The sequence below is a fragment of the Paraburkholderia sp. WS6 genome, assembly GCF_030464835.1.
Taxonomy (GTDB): Bacteria; Pseudomonadota; Gammaproteobacteria; order Burkholderiales; family Burkholderiaceae; genus Paraburkholderia; species Paraburkholderia madseniana.
This window is the reverse complement of record NZ_JALQCK010000023.1, coordinates 121,891-137,680: the sequence shown is the minus strand read 5'-3', so window position 1 is coordinate 137,680 and position 15,790 is coordinate 121,891. Positions and strand designations below refer to the sequence as shown.

At 60.2% G+C, this 15,790-nt stretch carries 16 protein-coding genes and 6 pseudogenes; 12 read left to right on the top strand and 10 right to left on the bottom strand.

Going from position 1 to position 15,790, the window contains the following annotated elements; translation table 11 throughout:
• Both M0D64_RS25900 and M0D64_RS25895 read left to right on the top strand, forming a co-directional pair.
• Positions 1–299: pseudogene (locus tag M0D64_RS25900) on the top strand (lipase); the annotation flags it as partial.
• A 155-nt stretch (positions 300–454) separates the two neighbouring features.
• Positions 455–573 (top strand): annotated as a pseudogene (locus tag M0D64_RS25895) (DDE-type integrase/transposase/recombinase); the annotation flags it as partial.
• A gap of 27 nt (positions 574–600) precedes the next feature.
• Here the strand turns inward: M0D64_RS25895 and M0D64_RS25890 are convergent.
• The 4 genes from M0D64_RS25890 to M0D64_RS25875 all read right to left on the bottom strand — a co-directional run bounded on the left by M0D64_RS25890 (position 601) and on the right by M0D64_RS25875 (position 2,760).
• Complete coding sequence (locus M0D64_RS25890) at positions 601–819, bottom strand: hypothetical protein (RefSeq protein WP_166618305.1); 219 nt, start codon at positions 817–819, stop codon at positions 601–603.
• A gap of 87 nt (positions 820–906) precedes the next feature.
• The gene (locus M0D64_RS25885; protein WP_154565960.1) at positions 907–1,140 is read right to left on the bottom strand and encodes a hypothetical protein; all 234 of its coding nucleotides are present in this window, start codon (positions 1,138–1,140) and stop codon (positions 907–909) included.
• 155 nt (positions 1,141–1,295) lie between these two features.
• Positions 1,296–2,105: a PRC-barrel domain-containing protein gene (locus M0D64_RS25880; RefSeq protein ID WP_154565961.1), complete on the bottom strand. Its 810-nt coding sequence runs from the start codon at positions 2,103–2,105 to the stop codon at positions 1,296–1,298.
• Positions 2,106–2,169: 64 nt separating this feature from the next.
• Positions 2,170–2,760, bottom strand: coding sequence for a YSC84-related protein (locus M0D64_RS25875; RefSeq protein ID WP_266259767.1), 591 nt, complete (start codon positions 2,758–2,760; stop codon positions 2,170–2,172).
• Between the two features lie 105 nt (positions 2,761–2,865).
• Between M0D64_RS25875 and M0D64_RS25870 the strand changes: the two genes are divergently transcribed.
• The 5 genes and pseudogenes from M0D64_RS25870 to M0D64_RS25850 all read left to right on the top strand — a co-directional run.
• Entirely contained in the window at positions 2,866–3,117 is a 252-nt protein-coding gene (locus M0D64_RS25870; protein ID WP_154565962.1) for a hypothetical protein, read from the top strand.
• A gap of 15 nt (positions 3,118–3,132) precedes the next feature.
• The gene (locus tag M0D64_RS25865; protein WP_154565963.1) at positions 3,133–3,885 is read left to right on the top strand and encodes a YoaK family protein; all 753 of its coding nucleotides are present in this window, start codon (positions 3,133–3,135) and stop codon (positions 3,883–3,885) included.
• 111 nt (positions 3,886–3,996) lie between these two features.
• On the top strand, positions 3,997–4,716 hold the full coding sequence (locus M0D64_RS25860; RefSeq protein WP_154565964.1) for a Crp/Fnr family transcriptional regulator: 720 nt from the start codon (positions 3,997–3,999) through the stop codon (positions 4,714–4,716).
• Between the two features lie 81 nt (positions 4,717–4,797).
• Positions 4,798–6,471, top strand: coding sequence for a phosphoglucomutase (alpha-D-glucose-1,6-bisphosphate-dependent) (gene pgm / locus M0D64_RS25855; RefSeq protein WP_266259765.1), 1,674 nt, complete (start codon positions 4,798–4,800; stop codon positions 6,469–6,471).
• Positions 6,472–6,479: 8 nt separating this feature from the next.
• Positions 6,480–6,821 (top strand): annotated as a pseudogene (locus M0D64_RS25850) (HAD hydrolase family protein); the annotation flags it as partial.
• A 48-nt stretch (positions 6,822–6,869) separates the two neighbouring features.
• Here M0D64_RS25850 and M0D64_RS25845 read toward each other — a convergent pair.
• The 5 genes and pseudogenes from M0D64_RS25845 to M0D64_RS25820 all read right to left on the bottom strand — a co-directional run bounded on the left by M0D64_RS25845 (position 6,870) and on the right by M0D64_RS25820 (position 10,625).
• Positions 6,870–7,100 carry a lysylphosphatidylglycerol synthase domain-containing protein gene (locus tag M0D64_RS25845; RefSeq protein WP_233469055.1) on the bottom strand — a complete coding sequence of 77 codons (231 nt, stop codon included), beginning with the start codon at positions 7,098–7,100 and terminating at the stop codon, positions 6,870–6,872.
• 23 nt (positions 7,101–7,123) lie between these two features.
• The gene (locus M0D64_RS25840; RefSeq protein WP_154565966.1) at positions 7,124–7,426 is read right to left on the bottom strand and encodes a hypothetical protein; all 303 of its coding nucleotides are present in this window, start codon (positions 7,424–7,426) and stop codon (positions 7,124–7,126) included.
• A gap of 1,027 nt (positions 7,427–8,453) precedes the next feature.
• Positions 8,454–9,125 (bottom strand): annotated as a pseudogene (locus tag M0D64_RS25830) (NRAMP family divalent metal transporter); the annotation flags it as partial.
• 563 nt (positions 9,126–9,688) lie between these two features.
• On the bottom strand, positions 9,689–10,159 hold the full coding sequence (locus tag M0D64_RS25825) for a PRC-barrel domain-containing protein (RefSeq protein WP_154565967.1): 471 nt from the start codon (positions 10,157–10,159) through the stop codon (positions 9,689–9,691).
• Positions 10,160–10,298: 139 nt separating this feature from the next.
• Positions 10,299–10,625, bottom strand: a complete 327-nt coding sequence (locus M0D64_RS25820) for a hypothetical protein (protein WP_154565968.1) — start codon at positions 10,623–10,625, stop codon at positions 10,299–10,301.
• A 617-nt stretch (positions 10,626–11,242) separates the two neighbouring features.
• Here M0D64_RS25820 and M0D64_RS25815 point away from each other — a divergent pair.
• The 5 genes and pseudogenes from M0D64_RS25815 to M0D64_RS25795 all read left to right on the top strand — a co-directional run bounded on the left by M0D64_RS25815 (position 11,243) and on the right by M0D64_RS25795 (position 15,161).
• Positions 11,243–11,443: a hypothetical protein gene (locus M0D64_RS25815; protein WP_154565969.1), complete on the top strand. Its 201-nt coding sequence runs from the start codon at positions 11,243–11,245 to the stop codon at positions 11,441–11,443.
• A 667-nt stretch (positions 11,444–12,110) separates the two neighbouring features.
• Positions 12,111–13,156 (top strand): annotated as a pseudogene (locus M0D64_RS25810) (glycosyltransferase family 4 protein).
• A gap of 320 nt (positions 13,157–13,476) precedes the next feature.
• Positions 13,477–14,064: pseudogene (locus M0D64_RS25805) on the top strand (YSC84-related protein).
• Positions 14,065–14,125: 61 nt separating this feature from the next.
• Positions 14,126–14,272, top strand: a complete 147-nt coding sequence (locus tag M0D64_RS25800) for a DUF3096 domain-containing protein (protein WP_115102851.1) — start codon at positions 14,126–14,128, stop codon at positions 14,270–14,272.
• 115 nt (positions 14,273–14,387) lie between these two features.
• A complete protein-coding gene (locus M0D64_RS25795) occupies positions 14,388–15,161 on the top strand; it encodes a PRC-barrel domain-containing protein (RefSeq protein WP_266259761.1) in 774 nt (257 codons plus the stop codon).
• Between the two features lie 97 nt (positions 15,162–15,258).
• Here M0D64_RS25795 and M0D64_RS25790 read toward each other — a convergent pair whose 3' ends face one another.
• Positions 15,259–15,693, bottom strand: coding sequence for a hypothetical protein (locus M0D64_RS25790; protein WP_266259760.1), 435 nt, complete (start codon positions 15,691–15,693; stop codon positions 15,259–15,261).
• Between the last annotated feature and the right edge of the window lie 97 nt (positions 15,694–15,790).

Genomic DNA, 15,790 nt, shown 5'->3' with positions numbered 1-15,790 from the left:
ACCATCATGCTTCACGTGCACGCGCGTGGACGAACGGCCTAGGCGAGCCGCTTACCGCTGTCGACAGCATGCGGCACTTTCAGGCTAATGGCTTCGCCGTGTCAAACACCAGCCAGGCCTGCGACCCCACGAAAACGCCGGATGACACAGCATTGCTTTGCTCACCGGCGACCTACGTGACGCCCAATGCCGATCAGACGTACATCTTCGCCGACGACCTTCATTCGACGACGCGTCTGCATGCACTGTTCGCCCAGTTCATAGAGCAGCAGATCGCCAGGAGCGGTCTTGGTCACTGAGCCCGGCAAATGATGACTCGCCAACAGACTCGTCGGGTTCTCGGACGTTCGGTCCGACCTCGTCTTGCTATCGCGTCGAGCAGCGGGTGATTTTTAGCTGATTTTCAGGACAGATAGCCCAAAGTCGAATGTATGCATACGGCGTTGTAGAAACCGACGAAGTGCTTGTTGCGCCGCGCGGCGAGCCCTATCTGCGTGGCGAGCAGTTGATCAGCGAGGCGCTGAACTCGATATCCTGCTGCAAAAGCGTCGCGACAAGGCCGCAGCCAAGCGGCTCCACGGCGCGCATGTGCGACCGGCCTTATTTCAGGTTGCTGAGTTTCGCGAGCGCAAGCGTTTCGACCGAATGCCAGGCCGTGTCTTCACAATCGAAAAAAGTGTCGAGCGTAGTAGCGGGTTCGTTACCTTTCGGGGCGCCCCTGGCAACGATCCAGAGCGTCGCCACCCAGCCGTCGGCAATGTGATCCTTGACGGTCATATGGGCGTCGTGCGTGTCACTTGAGATGATTTTGTCTGCCATAACGCAGTGCTCCTGGTTGAACGACGGCCACACCTGGTCCGATCGCTGCCGGATACAGTAGCTTTTCATCAATGAACGGCGGGGCCGCTACATTCCGAACTTGTGTTCCGAAATGTATCTGTCGCCGTATGCAAGCGCCGCCGCATGGCCTTCCTCGCTGGTTGCGAAAATGCCGACGGCATAGTGCTGGTCGGCCGAAGGAAGGCAGCCTTCCACCGCATGGCGAAGATGGAAATCAAATTTGCCATCTTGCAGTTCCAGACACTCCGGTGTGAATGTATGGATTCGGGCTTGATACAGTTTCTGAATATTTTGTCTCATGATCTACTCCTGCCTGCAGTGCCTTTCCATGCATTCGTTTTCCGTTGTCTCAACGAAGCGATCGCGGCATCGCGCAAGATCGTCTAACTGCGCTGAGAACGGTCATCGATCCCGGGGTGTGCGGATTGGGCGAGAACGGCGACCTGCGCGAGACATCACTCCGCGGCAACACGCTCGTCCGCATCGGTATCCGACCAATACCCGTGCCTACCGTAGAACCGGTGCAGCACGACTTCGTAATGCCGGTCGATCGGTATCGAGTCGTCATACGCGGGGCTGTTCTGGATCACGTCGCGAGTGAGTGTCGTCGACACTGCAGACTCGAACCAGTCGACTCCGTCTATCCAGTGAATCGCGATCAGCACGGCTTTTCCGCCGGGCCACCAGTTGTGTGTGTCGACCACCAGATAACGAATTGCCCAGTCGGTGTCGTCGTAGATGAAGTCCGACACATGGCCGATGCCGCCGTCGGCTGTCTTGAGGTGGTAGCCCTTGACCTCGTCGGTACTGCGCAGATGAATGTCAGGAGGCGGCTGGTCCACGTGCAACGTCGGCCGTGACGGCGTATCGGGCAGCGCGTCCGGCGGGACGCCGGTCGGATCGTAGGCGGGGTAGGCGCCCATGCCCCACAGGTTCGGGCCGCCCCAATACGTCGGATAGCTGTAGTAACGCAGGTATTCGATCTCGTGCTGCCGCGATACGGGCTTGTGCGTGTCGAGAACCGGGCTGTCCCTGACTTGCTGCCGGGAAAGTCTGACGTGCACGACACTCGACCCAGGGTCCGTGTGCTTGACCGAATACGGCGACACCAGCACTTGCCGGTCGTTGAGCCAGTTGCCCGTTTCGACCACAAGATAGCGGACGCCCCAGGATTCGTCATCGAAATAGACCTGGCTGACCGAGCCTATGTCGCCGTCGGATGCGTGGACGGTGCTGCCGCGCAAGTCTCTTATGCTTCGCAACATGATTTCTCCGCAACATGAAAAGTCTGGGGCTCGCGTCAAGCGGCGAGCCCCAGAGTCCATCTTTTTAAAGCGACGTGAGCCGGGTAACTTTCGTGCCTTCCAGCGACGCGCCGGCCATCAAGCCACTATTGGTCAGAACGAACGCGTCGACCTGTCCGGTAGCGGTGCTGGTGTCGAGATTGCCGTTCGCGCCCACTTTCAGCACGGCTACTGACGCGTCGCCGCCAGCCGACCAGCCGTCTCTGCTGCGGAAGCGGTTGAGCGACTCGTCGGTCATGAACAGGAACACGATCGCGCGCGATTGCGCGCCTATCTGCCAGCCGATCGAACCGGTCGCCGTGCTGTAGTAACCCATCGTGCGTCCGCCGACACGCAGGGACCCTTCGCCATACTGACCGCCGACCACGAAGCCGGCGTCGATCACCGAAGGGAACGTCAGCACCCCGTGTGCCTTGCCGATCAGTTCGCGCGAGCCGGGCGCCATGCCGTAAAGACGCGTTAGCGTCGAATCGACGCCAGCATCGATGCTGTGGCGCTTGTCCATTTGCTGAACACGGCTCGCGTCGGAAGAGCCGGTCATGGTGCAACCCGAAACCACCGCGCCGAGTGCCAGAATGGACCCGGACGTGCTCCAGATAAATGTTCGTCTAAGCATGATTTGCTCCCCGCTGGTTGACGATAGAGGTCACGCTACACTGAAGCGCACGAGAATGCGGTACGACAACGTACAAACGCGTCTCTATGTACGACCGCACACTCGATGCCGATCGTCGGTGAGTGGTATGTCATCCTGAAGACTTCGAGGACACTGCGCCACATCGAGGTGCTGGACAGAGTGCGGCTCATCGGTGCACCGGGCCGCGGCGAGGTATCGAACATGCAACAGCCGGCGGCCGAAGTCGGTACGCTGCCGTACCGGCATCGGGGCGAAGAGGCGGGCAGTGATAGAACCCGGCACGGTTCGGGTGCATCATGGCGATGCGCGCCCTCTACCGCACCTGCATCCAACTGACACTCATCCGCCATCATGCCGATAAACTATCTTCGAGGATTCGCCAGCCCGCACCGGACCGACGTGACCAATCGGCGTCTCGGGCGCTGGCTCGCGTTCGTTGCCGGCGCGGCCAACGCGGGCGGCTTTCTGGCAGTCGGACAGTACACGTCGCACATGACCGGTATCGTGTCGTCGCTGGCCGACAATCTCGCGCTTGGCGATATCGGCCTTGTCGTGGCGGGGCTCAGTTCACTCATTGCATTTCTCACCGGCGCCGCCACGTCGGCGATCCTGATCAACTGGGGACGGCGCCGGCACGCGCAAAGCGTGTATGCGACGCCGTTGTTGCTGGAGGCAACGTTGCTGCTGGGCTTCGGGTTGCTCGGCTCAAATCTGGAACATCACCGGCTCCTGTTCGTTTCCGCCACGGTAGGCGTGCTTTGCTTCGTGATGGGTCTTCAGAACGCGATCATCACCAAGATTTCGAAAGCCGAAATCCGTACGACCCATGTGACAGGCCTGGTTACCGACATCGGTATCGAACTGGGAAAGCTGGTCTACTGGAACGCGCCAGGTTTACGAGCGCCACGCGTGCGCGCCGATCGCCAGAGACTTGCGCTGCTGGCGTCACTGCTTGGGATGTTCTTCGTGGGCGGCGTGACGGGCGCGTTGGGATTCAAGCACATGGGTTTCATCGCAACGCTGCCGCTCGCCGCCGTGCTTCTCACACTCGCCTTCGTGCCGTTGCTGGACGGGATGCGCGGTGTCAGTCATGTTGATAAATGATGCGATATGGTTGTTTTTACTGGTCTGAACGTTACAGTACAGACTTACCGTATTGCACATGAGACCGTGGCAGCAGCGCGGCTTCCTGACAGACTGCGAGGAAAGTGAAACATGCAGCACGAACATCATCGAAACGGGAATCATCTGCTCGCGGTGTTCCCCGACGCGGAGTGGGCGCGGATAGCCCCGCATCTGGTGTCGGTGGACATGCCGCTGGGACAGGTCGTGTATGAGTCCGGAGATCGCCTCACGCACGTCTATTTCCCGACGACCTCCATCGTCTCGCTGCTGTACGTGATGGAAGACGGTTCATCGGCCGAAATCGCGATCGTCGGCAACGAAGGGCTCATCGGCATTGCGCTCTTCATGGGCGGCGAAACGACCCCGAGCAGAGCGGTCGTGCAGAGCGCAGGGCTGGCATACCGGCTGGATGCTCGCCTGCTGAAGGAGGAATTCCGCCGCGCCGGTCCGGTTCAGCGGCTGCTGCTGCGCTATACGCAAGCACTGATCACGCAGATGGCGCAGACCGCCGTGTGCAACCGGCATCATTCAATCGATCAGCAGCTATGCCGCTGGCTGCTTCTCAGCCTGGACCGCCTGCCGTCGAACGAGCTGAAGATGACGCAGGAGTTGATCGCCAACATGCTCGGCGTCAGGAGACCTGGGGTCACGGAAGCGGCGATGAAGTTGCAGGATGCCGAATTGATCCGCTACAGCTATGGGAATATCGAGGTGCTGGACCGGCCCGGCCTCGAAAAGCGAGTGTGCGAGTGCTATGGCGTGGTGAAGCGGGAATTCGACCGTCTGCTGCCTGATTTGAAGGCGCTGTAAAAAAAGTCCGCTTGCCGCACGTACCGACGATCTGCAATGACGCGGCGGACACGCCAATCACTACTACAACAGGATACCGCGATGAACGTCAGTCCTCTTGCTGGCAAGCTCGCATCACACGGGATGCTGGTCAACGTTCCCCGGCTTGTCACGGCGTACTACACCGATATTCCGGACCCTTCGATCCCCGCGCAGCGGGTCGCTTTCGGCACCTCGGGGCATCGCGGGTCCGCATTCGAGCGCAGCTTTAACGAATGGCATGTGCTGGCCATAACCCAGGCCATTTGCCACTATCGGAAGAGGCAGGGTATCGATGGTCCGCTGTTTCTTGGCATCGACACGCATGCGCTCTCCGAACCCGCGTACGCGACCGCGCTCGAAGTACTGGCGGCTAACGGCGTCGAGCTCATGATCGCGCAAAACGGCGAATATACCCCTACGCCGGCGGTGTCGCACGCGATCGTCGCGTATAACCGCGGCCGCACCGCGGGACTGGCGGACGGCATCGTGATAACGCCCTCGCATAACCCGCCGGATAGCGGCGGGTTCAAATACAACCCGCCGAACGGTGGCACGGCCGATGAAACTGTGACCCGCTGGATCGAGGAAACAGCGAACGGGCTGCTCGAAAGCAGGCTCGACGGCCTGTTGCGTGTATCACTGTCCAAGGCGTTGCGCGCCTCGACGACGCACTGGCATGATTTCCTCAACGCGTATATCGGCGACCTCGATAGCGTTATCGACATGGACGTGCTTCGCGGCGCACCGATCCGCCTCGGCGTCGATCCGCTCGGCGGTGCGGGCGTGCACTACTGGGGGCCGATTGCCGAACGCTACGGTTTGAACCTGAGCTTGATCAATGACGAAGTCGATCCGACCTTCCGCTTCATGAGCGTCGATTGGGATGGGCGTATCCGAATGGACCCATCGTCGCCGTATGCGATGCAACCGCTGATTGACCAGAAGGACCACTTCGACGTGGCCGTTGCATGCGACAGCGATCACGACAGGCATGGCGTTGTCACCCGGCACGCCGGGCTGCTGCCGCCGAATCACTACCTTGCGGTCATGATCGACTACCTGTATGCGCATCGTCCGCAGTGGGGCGCTCACGCAGCGGTTGGCAAGACCGTCGTAAGCAGTCAGATGATCGACCGCGTAACGGCAAAGCGCGGCCGTACGCTTTACGAAGCGCCGGTCGGATTCAAATGGTTTGTCGGCGGCTTGCTCGATGGCTCGCTGGGCTTCGCGGGCGAAGAGAGCGCGGGCGCCAGCTGTCTGCGACGCGACGGCACCGCGTGGACTACCGACAAGGATGGCATCGTGCCCGCTTTGCTCTCGGCGGAAATCACCACGCGCACCGGTCGCGATCCCGCAGAAATCTACCGGGATCTGACTCAGCGGCTGGGCGAGCCGGTCGAACGGCGCGTGCAGGCCAAGGCGAGCGTGCGGGAGCGCGCGCTGCTGGCGCGACTGTCGCCTGCGCAATTTCCTCACACCGAACTGGCCGGCGAAAAGATCGAGCGTGTGCTCGACCGTGCGCCGGGCAATGATGCGGCGATCGGCGGCATCAAGGTGATCACGAAGAACGGCTGGTTTGCCGCGCGCCCGTCGGGAACCGAGGACATCTACAAGATCTATGCGGAGAGCTTTCTTGGCGACGGGCATCTGACACGTATCGTCGACGAAGCTCGGGCGATGGTCGACGGGGTGTTTGACGCGAATGCGGCTACGCTTTATGCCGCTCAACCGTAACGCACGCAGTCGGCATGCGCGGCGACGGCGCTAACGACGCAACCGCGCTGCGCCAGGCGCAAATCGGCATTGCGGTGTCGACCGCGACCGACGTCGCCAAATCCGCTGCCGGTATGGTGCTGATCGAATCCGGGCTGAGTGGCATCGTGGCTGCGGTGAAGGAGGGGCGCGTCACGTTTCAACGCATTCTGACCTATACGCTGAACGCGATCACCCTGGCGATTGGCGGGATCGCGATGACACCGTTGCCCGTCGCGGTGGTGACGGGTGTGCTGGCTGGGGCGGCGGCTTTCGCGGTCGTGCTGGACGCGGCGAAGATTCCGCTATTCGCACATCTGAGGATCACGTAGAAAGCCAACCTGTTCGCGGCACTAGCGCGCGAACTTCGGCGCGGGCCGCTACCTCGCTCGGCTGATCTCGCGCCGGGCCAGCCAGATGCCGGGCAGCATCGGCAACCAGAAGGTCAGGCCGCGCAACAGCAGTGTTCCGGCCCGTGCCGCCTCGACCGACACGCCGAGCAGACTCAGCATGGCCACGGATGCCGCTTCGAAGGTTCCCAGACCGACCGGGATCGGACCGATCGTCGCGACTATCGACGCAATGGCGACGCTGACGAACGCGACCCACAGCCGGCAAACGCGAATGCAAACGTCTAGCGCTTGCGCGTGGCCTTGTGTTTGGGAGACTGCGTGTTGGCATTCGCATCATTCTGGGTGCGTTTCTGATATGCGTCGCCGCCGCGCCGGTCAGTATCGGTCAGGCCGCGCGAAAGGTCCTGATGTGCCTGCCGTCCGACAGCGCGCGTGCCCTCTTCATGTTGCGATTCCGCTGACTGATCGGTCTCGTGCGGCAGCGGCGCAACGTTCTCCTGATCCTCATCCGCCCGGGTGGCGGTGCGCCGGCTCGCCGGATCAACAGGGGCGGTGTCGGCGGGTGTCTGCGTGGCGAGTTTCATCACGGGCTCCTCTCAGTAAGCTGGATCAGGATTGTCGGACCGGATGTCATGCATGGTCGGCGCGCGGCATCGCGGCCGGGACGTTTCATCATCCCGGCGGTGAGTCGTAGTCGCGTCGTCACATAGCGGCCGTTCATGCATGACAGGCCCACTGGCCATGTTCTCTACCTGCGGCGAAGGTCTATCTCAATCCGACATAGCCGAGCACGAACAGAACGATGACCACAGCTCCCACAAGCCAGACGATGTTGTACATGACGCTCTCCTTAGATTCGACACCCGTTCAACAGCCGCGCGACACTTCGATCGCGACCAGCTGGCGAAACGTGCGGTGGCATCAGGCGTTCTGTCACAACAAGGACGTGCTGCGTTGCGCCGGTCACCGGCTGTCCGCGAATGCGTGCTTCACGGGAGCGACCGGGAATTGTTGATGCCCGCGAGTGTAGCGCTACGTTCCCACGTGCGAGCGGGTACGTCTGTACGGTAGCGGTCAACGCCCTTGACTCGATGCGTCAAACCCGTGTTCCTGTTCCATTGGGTGGGCGACTCATACGGGTTCCTTCTACGCGCGACAGCACTGATGCAACCAGAAGGTCGCAATCGTCACTGCCGAATTCGAACAGGTTGCGCTCGGCCCGATCGACATCACGCGCGAGCGATTCGCGCAACAGGTTCTTCGCTCAGAAATGGCGGCTGCGCACGGTTGCCTCGGGAGTGTCGAGGCACTAAGCGGTTTCCTCTGCGAGCGGCGGTAAGAAAGCGCAATTAGACGGCGGCGTCATTGTTCATATCAACCGTCGGGCACCGCCGCGATTGTCCACATCAAAGGCGACACGCTTGCCGCCTGCATCAATGCCGGTGGCGGCAGATTCCTGGTCGGAGGCTGGCCCATCCGGACAACTATCATGTGTCGGGCTCGCTTCCTACAGAAAGCAGAACATCCCGACAACGGCAGCAGCCATCACGACCGTTTCAGATTTGACGCGCCTTGAGACGGCGCATGCTTGAGTGCGCGCTGCCCGTGTCGTGTCCGCAACTCCTCGACCTCCTGCGAGGCTTGCCAAAAAAACAGGTAGGGACCGATTGTCGTGCCGAACACCGCGACGACGGTTGTGACGTAGCCACCGTTCCACGACAGATGCGGAAACACGGTCCGGATCGCGACGGTCATCCATGGAATCTGGACGGCGAACACGACGCCGACGTAGGCAAACAGGACAAGCGTCAGCCATTTGAGAACGCGGACATAGTTTCGATACGGAACAAAAACCTGCAACACCAGCGAAAACAGCGCGAGGCCGACCGTGTAAACATGCGTCGGTCCACCTATGATCAGATTGACGGCAGCGCCCATGGCCGAGAGGTCGGCCGCAATATTGATCGTGTTCGCCACGAGCAGGAGAATAACCGTGCCATAGAGCAGCCATGCGGGATAGTGGCGTCGAATATTGGTCGCCAGTCCGTGGCCGCTGACCCGACCAATCCCGGCGCTGATGACCTGGATGGCAACCATCAGCGGATAGGTCAGCAGGATTGTCCACAGAATGTTGTAGCCAAACGCTGCGCCCGCCTGCGAGTATGTTGCGATGCCGCTCGGGTCGTCGTCGGCCGCTCCGGTAATCAGACCGGGCCCTAACTTCTCGATCCACGAATTGACGTTGCTGTGCGGCGTTGACGACGGATCAATATCGGATTCCATACCGGCTCGATAGCATGGGTATTTGAAGCGACGTTCGTTCTTCGCTGCCGCGTCGTGGTTGACCTCACGTCACTATAAAAGCTCCTCTGATCGTAGCGCGCATATTCATAAACTCGCGACCATGCGCAGGGCAAAACCAGATCAAAGGTCGAATCGCAGACCAGATGAGGCTGCCCGAACATCAGCCGTCAGATTTTCCACGATTCGAACGATTATCCCTATCCGCACTACACCTTGTGCGGGTATTGGGCACTCAACTCCCTGAACTGTATTTGCATCATGTGTGCGACCACCTTGTGCAGATGGGTGGGTGTCCGGGTTTCGTGCTCGCGCAACGCCGCGGTGTCCACCGTAACGGTTTCAGTCGCGTCTTCGCCGGCGTGAAGAACATTTCTGGAGCGTGCTTCTGCGGAAGCCCGCGCCTGTAGCCTGTCTCTCGTAGCTCCTTCGGCAACTGCTGGTGACAGGAAAAGGCCGACCTTGCGGCCGGCATTTCGAATAAGTTGGGAAGGTGTCCCGTTGGCTCGACCACTATAGACACGCTCGTCCCCGGTTTTAGCGACTTAAAGATCGAGTGACCGGCCTTCGACTGCGCCGCGAGTGGCCAGCCAGTAGGGCCGCTGGTTGTAGTACTCGTGCAGCGACGAACCCCACTGCGGGTCCGACATCGCGGGCCAATGATCCTTGTCGAAGCCGGGCGCGTTCTTGATGCGCTCGGCGGTGACGCCGAGCCGGAAGCACTTCTCGTCGGCGTCTAGGACAAGCGCGCTCCACGGGATTGCGTAAAGGGTGTTGCCCATGCCCAGGAACCCACCGCTCGACAGGACGGCGTACGCGATCCGGCCGCCGCGCACGTCGAGCATGATGTCGGAGATTTTGCCGATATCTTCGCCATCCGAAGTGATGACCTTGTCACCGTCGAGCGTGGCTGCCGCCATCACATCCGGGCCGGGGCCTTCGCCAGTTCTGCCGCCGACAATCTTCGCGCCGCTGCCACCAGTTGCAGGTTGGGTGCTGGGGTCAAGTGTGGTCATGATGTTCTCCTCGTGAAAAGACCAGACCTTCTATCCCGCAACCGTCATGCCATGGGCGAGTGCCGACACGGATTGGTGCGCGACGGCTAACGTTACCTTCGTTCGAGCCCACGGCAGGGCTGCCCATACTCAAAATGAGTTAATGCAGCTGTTTTTTCAGATCGGAAAGTTCGGCATGAACCGAGGTGACGGCACTTTTTACTTTCGCATTTACATTGGTTGCACGTTGACACGCCTGCTCTGCACGGTCGCCGACCTGCTCAAGGTCGTCTATCCATTGACGCATGCGCTTTTCGTCTTTCGATTCAATTATTTTTTTTGCGCCTCCGGATTTTTTATCGAGTTGATCAACGCAGTCCATAAGCTCCTTAGGCACTGTGGCGTCGGCGTGACAGGCTTGCGAGGCTTTCTCGATGGTTTGCTCCAGATGGGTGAAACGCTTCTGGATTTCACTGGCTTGCAGCATGATGAACCTCCTCCTCGAAGGTTGTTCCGCAGTAAGTTTGGGCGCCGTTTTCCTGGATCCCAACGCGGTACCGTCAGCCTCGTCTGCCTGAGCCAACCGGCATATTGCTGCGCCGCGGTTCTCAGCCAATCGACGGGTGGCGGCCTGTTTACTATAGAACTCTCCACTGCAATCAGACAGGTCCCGTTCCTTCCGCGTGGCGCAAGCGGGCTGGCTGAGCCCGCCCGTTTCCCGGACTGTTGAGGAAGTGCGCCATCGTGGCGTTCTTCCCGAATCGTGCAGGCTGCAGCGGTGTGCGCTGCATCAATTGACCGACCCGGGACTTTTGGGAGCCGAGCGATCTGGTGATGACGGCGCATCGAGGTCGGAGGCGTCACGGGGTGATCTCGGGACACACATTTCCTTGTGTGCGCGCGCCAGTCTGCGCGTGTATCGAACGTGCCGCGTTGCAAAAACCGGTTGCTCCATAGCCGCTCGATGCACTCGTTGCAGGGACGAACGGCAGGATCGATCGCCCGATGGAACAGGAACAGCGACTTGACGCATCGTGTAAAGAGTGTTGACCGCTGCCGTACAGACTGCGGTGTCGGCGGTGAGAACGTATTACGAGGTGTTGTGTGTCCTCCGAGGCTGCGGAACAGGCCGAAGAACTGAGCGCATGGGCGTCGCTCTGGCCTGTCGAATGCACCGGGGCCGGGCTCTTCCTGCTGCTGCCGTATCAAGCCAACGGTGAACGGGTTGGGCGTGCGCAGTGCCTGTATGACGCCAGGCTAGACCCGGCAGAGGCGGCGCACAGTAGGGTCGGTGTGCAGCACTGATCTTCACTCGACGCCGTCACGTGCGGGTCGGTTGCACAGGAACACACCCCGGCGGCGTCAGGCTAAGCACGTAGATAACTCAATTGTCGTCTGACCTGCTCGGTAGGTGCTCGTGCGGGACCGGCTCCGCCCCTGCGGCATCAGGAACGTCACCCCGAGTGCCCGGCGCAGGTTCAGGCGCCGGCGACCTGGTGTCTGGCGTAATGCCGTGGATGGGGTGATCCGGAAGTCCTGGCCGGTGAATCGGTCGTGTGGTCGGGTTTGAAGGCATGATTTCCTCCTACGCTGACGTGACCAGCAACGACCATCATACCTCTATCGGAGACGCAGAACGTACCGGCTCCAGGCCCAGTATTTGACTACCTTCAGCGAAACCGCAGACTGCTGACGTGGTTCGCCGGGCGCGGCCGAGCAATAGCGTGCGTTGTGCCCGCTACGCACACGGACGGCAAGATCAATCCGGTGAAAAACAGGAAAACGGTATGGCCCGGTCGATTGGCGGGGGCGTTGAACGCTACCGTACAGACGTATGTTCTCGCAGGTGAGAGGTTCACCACATGTCACAGACCTGGCGCAGCGCAATCGCGCAGACGCCAGCGTTCGAGACTATCGCTGGTCATTCGAGAATAGTTTGAAGCCACAGCACGTGCTCCAGGGAGAACGGCCAATGCGAATCGCACAGATTGCCCCGTTGTACGAGGCTGTTCCTCCGAAATTCTATGGCGGCACCGAGCGTGTGGTGTCCTACCTTACCGAGGCGCTCGTCGACCTGGGGCACGACGTGACGCTGTTCGCAAGCGGCGACTCGCGCACGAAGGCGACGCTCGATGCAGCGTGGCCGCGCGCATTGCGCCTCGACCCGTCTACCCGCGACGTGCTCGCCCCGCACATGCTGATGCTCGAACAGGTGCGCCGTGTCGCCCACGAATTCGACGTGTTGCACTTCCACCTCGACTATCTGCCGTTCTCGCTGTTTTCGCGGCTCGACACGCCGTTCGTGACGACACTGCACGGCCGCCTCGACCTGCCGGAACTGCAAGCCGTGTTCAATACGTTTCCGAAGGCGCCGGTCGTGTCGATCTCCAATTCGCAACGTTTGCCGCTACCGCAGGCAAATTGGCTCGACACCATTCATCACGGTCTACCCGAAGAACTGCTAACGCCGCAAACGCAGGATGAGCCGCGATATCTTGCTTTCCTCGGTCGTATGTGTCAGGAGAAACGACCCGATCTCGCCATCGAGATCGCGGCACAAAGCGGTCTGCCCTTGAAGATCGCCGCCAGGAATACTTCAGGACCGCGATTGAGCCGCTGCTGTCGCAGGCGCACGTTCAATTCCTCGGCGAAATCAACGAGCAGCAGAAGCCCGGGTTCCTCGCGGGTGCAAAGGCGCTGCTGTTCCCGATCGACTGGTCCGAGCCGTTTGGCCTGGTCATGATCGAAGCGATGGCGTGCGGGACTCCAGTGATTGCATTCAATCGCGGCTCGGTACCGGAGGTGATCGATCACGGTGTCACCGGCTATATCTGCGAAGATGTGCAGGGTGCCGTCGGTGCACTGCAACGTCTTGATGACCTATCACGTACAGAGATCCGAGCTCAGTTCGAACGTCGCTTCAGCGCCACGACGATGGCGCGGAATTACGTCGACAGCTATACGTCACTCCTTCAGGCATCAAGGCACCCGGTGTTGCGACGTGCCGCCGCGGGTTGATCGGCGCCTGGACAGCCTTCCAGGGCGAAGCGATGACGCCGGAATCATGTTTCCACATGAAAAGCTGGACCTGTTCAGAAAAGCGCAGTGGATCAGGCTATTGGGTATCTGGATCAAGCCGACAGACATACTGACTGGACTGCTGGAAAAACCAACCGCTGCGCCGATGCGCCAAAACGACTGGAAAGTGATGCGCGGATTGCGAGTCAAATCCGGCTTATTCATCGAGACCTGTTTCGCGTTTTTGTACGCTTTCGTACCGCATTCGCGTTCGCCTGCGCGTAGCGTCAGGGACATCCAGGAACAACTTGGGGAAAATCGTGCTGCGACGGACATTCATATGGAGTACGCCGGGATCGATCCTCGCTATTGGCCTCGCGGTCTCGGGGTGCACGACGACCGGAACATCCGACGCCAGTGGCCACCAGGCCGACAAGCGTCACACCATCGACGCGGGCGTCGACTCGACCCTCGCACGTCTGTACACGACCGCCAACGGCTCACGTGAACTGGTCGGCAAGGCGCGTGGCGTATTAGTGTTCCCGTCGGTCATCGCCGCCGGCTTCTAGGTCGGCGGCCAGTATGGTGAAGGCTCGCTGCGAGTCGGTGGCAGCACGGTCGGGTACTACAGTACTACGACCGGTTCGATCGGGCTTCAGATCGGCGCGCAATCGAAAGCCATCATTTTCCTGTTCATGACCGAGGATGCTCTCGCCCGATTCCGTAATAGCGAAGGCTGGTCGGCTGGCGGTGACGCGTCAGTGGCGGTACTGAAAGTCGGCGCGAACGGCAACATTGATACCACCACCGCGACGGCGCCAGTGGAAGCGTTTGTGCTCACAAACAGCGGGCTGATGGCCGGCGTAACGCTCGAAGGCACGAAGGTCACCAGGCTCAAATCACTATAGCGAGCGACGTAGGCGGTGCAGGTTTGTGTCTATTTGCCGTTTTCAATCTTACGGAGGAGGCATGCACATTCTCACGAACGCGGGTCCGCTGGTTTCGCTGATCGCCGGCATTCTGATTCTCGTGGTGCCTCGCCTGTTGAATTACATCGTTGCGATCTACCTGATCGTCATTGGACTGCTCGGTCTGTTCGGAGGACATCTCCATTGAACCGAAATCACCCGGTAAAAGAGCATGTTGCGAACATCGGTCCTTTTTAACGGAGATCTCGGGGCATCGGGGCATCGGGGCGTCGACAGCCGGAAGCAGAGAAGGAGTATCGAACATGTTGCGAAGCATAAAGAGTCTTCATGGATGCACCGTCGCGGCGCGTGACGGCGACATCGGAAGTGTCGATGATGTTTATTTCGACGACGAAGCCTGGGGCGTGCGCTATCTCGTGGTCGACACGGGAAACTGGATGCGTGAGCGGCAGGTACTGATCTCACCGTATTCGGTCAAACACATGGACCGGGAATCAGGCACCGTCCACGTGCATCTCGCACGGCAACAGGTGCAGGACAGTCCGAACATCGATACGCATAAGCCGGTGTCGCGTCAGCACGAAACCGAGTACCTCCTTTACTACGGCTACCCGACGTACTGGGGTGGTTTAAACCTGTGGGGGATGGGCTCCTCCCCCGCATTCGACATAAAGGACGTGCCGCCAGACCCGGCATCGGAGGCACTCCCGCGCCCCGACCCGGACCCACATCAGGCGCCCGTGGATGTCCATCTGCACAGCACAAATGCCGTAGAGGGCTATCACATCGAGGTGGCCGATGGCAGCATAGGCCATGTCTCCGGTTTCATCTTCGACGATGTTGCGTGGGCCATTCGTTATCTGACCGTCGATACGCGAAACTGGTGGCCCGGTGGCAAGGAGGTGCTGGTGGCAACGCGGTGGATCGACCTGATCGACTGGGTTGGCTCGACTGTTTCTACCAGACTCAGTCGCGACGCAATCAGGAGCAGTCCTGAGTACGACGACTCCGTTCCGCTCACCCGCGATTACGAAAAGAGGCTCAACGAGTTTCACGGCAGGGACGGATATTGGTAAGGATAGCGCGACATCTCGGCCTGTTCGCACCGTGGGCGCAGCCGCCAGGATCAGTTTGATCCTGGCGTGCTTCGACTGCGCAATGTTCGCCGCGTCATCAGCGAATGGGTTTTCGGATGAGAAGTTTCCGGGCAGTCCTGCGTTCTACCGGAACTGGAGCGGTATAAACAGGCTTATGCCTGGTGCCGACTCCGGGGCGTAGACCACGGGTTGGGGGCGCATACACATAGTCCTGGTTACCGTAATAGTCGCCGCCACGGTGGTCATTGTCGGCATGTTGATAAGCCTGCCGGTTGTCCTGATCCGAATGATGCCCCTGGTTATACCGAGAGCCGTTATCCATGCCATGTTGCTGTGAATGCCCCTGGTTATGCTGATAGTTGTTATTCGCGCCATGCTGCTGTTGGCCCTCGTGGTTGCCGTTGCCGTCGTTGCCATTGCCTTCCCAAAGGCCGGCGCCATGGACATGCCGCCAACGGCCAATGCCAGGCCAACTGGAGTCATGATTCTGGTCCTCATCGAGCCCATGCACGCGGCTCGCACGCCTTGGGTTTTCATGATGTTCTCCTGTCTGCGATCCGGGACCTTATTGAGGTGCCAGTCCGCTTCCCGTTGCGGGTGTCTCGAGA

Coding starts and splice junctions, on each gene's coding strand:
- M0D64_RS25885 (WP_154565960.1), bottom strand. CDS start 1,140: ATGAGACAAAATATTCAGAAACTGTATCAAGCCCGAATCCATACATTC.
- pgm (WP_266259765.1), top strand. CDS start 4,798: ATGAACGTCAGTCCTCTTGCTGGCAAGCTCGCATCACACGGGATGCTG.
- M0D64_RS25880 (WP_154565961.1), bottom strand. CDS start 2,105: ATGTTGCGAAGCATAAGAGACTTGCGCGGCAGCACCGTCCACGCATCC.
- M0D64_RS25840 (WP_154565966.1), bottom strand. CDS start 7,426: ATGAAACTCGCCACGCAGACACCCGCCGACACCGCCCCTGTTGATCCG.
- M0D64_RS25875 (WP_266259767.1), bottom strand. CDS start 2,760: ATGCTTAGACGAACATTTATCTGGAGCACGTCCGGGTCCATTCTGGCA.
- M0D64_RS25865 (WP_154565963.1), top strand. CDS start 3,133: ATGCCGATAAACTATCTTCGAGGATTCGCCAGCCCGCACCGGACCGAC.
- M0D64_RS25870 (WP_154565962.1), top strand. CDS start 2,866: ATGCCGATCGTCGGTGAGTGGTATGTCATCCTGAAGACTTCGAGGACA.
- M0D64_RS25860 (WP_154565964.1), top strand. CDS start 3,997: ATGCAGCACGAACATCATCGAAACGGGAATCATCTGCTCGCGGTGTTC.
- M0D64_RS25890 (WP_166618305.1), bottom strand. CDS start 819: ATGGCAGACAAAATCATCTCAAGTGACACGCACGACGCCCATATGACC.
- M0D64_RS25795 (WP_266259761.1), top strand. CDS start 14,388: ATGTTGCGAAGCATAAAGAGTCTTCATGGATGCACCGTCGCGGCGCGT.
- M0D64_RS25825 (WP_154565967.1), bottom strand. CDS start 10,159: ATGACCACACTTGACCCCAGCACCCAACCTGCAACTGGTGGCAGCGGC.
- M0D64_RS25800 (WP_115102851.1), top strand. CDS start 14,126: ATGCACATTCTCACGAACGCGGGTCCGCTGGTTTCGCTGATCGCCGGC.
- M0D64_RS25820 (WP_154565968.1), bottom strand. CDS start 10,625: ATGCTGCAAGCCAGTGAAATCCAGAAGCGTTTCACCCATCTGGAGCAA.